The sequence below is a fragment of the Herbaspirillum sp. RV1423 genome (assembly GCF_000577615.1).
In the GTDB taxonomy this organism is placed as follows: Bacteria; Pseudomonadota; Gammaproteobacteria; order Burkholderiales; family Burkholderiaceae_D; genus Herbaspirillum.
In genome coordinates, this window is the sequence record NZ_CBXX010000118.1 from 1 (window position 1) to 284 (window position 284).

At 63.4% G+C, this 284-nt stretch carries 1 pseudogene; it reads right to left on the bottom strand.

Annotated elements, in window-relative coordinates:
* Positions 1-284 (bottom strand): annotated as a pseudogene (locus RV1423_RS28370) (ABC transporter ATP-binding protein); the annotation flags it as partial.

Sequence of the window (284 nt, forward strand, 5' to 3'; positions counted from 1 at the left end):
CATCAGTTCGGGTTCCATGGCCAGGGTGGTGGCGATCTCCAGTGCGCGCTTGCGGCCATAGGGCAGATCGACGGTGATGGTGTCGGCGAAGCCGGTCAGGTCGACTTCCTCGAGCAGGGCCATGGCGCGGTCGTTGAGTTGCGAGAGGCTGTCGCCGCTCTTCCAGAAATGGAACGAGGTGCCCAGGGTGCGCTGCAAGCCGATGCGCACGTTCTCCATCACGCTCAGGTGCGGGAAGACGGCGGAAATCTGGAACGAACGGATGATGCCCTGGCGCGCAATCT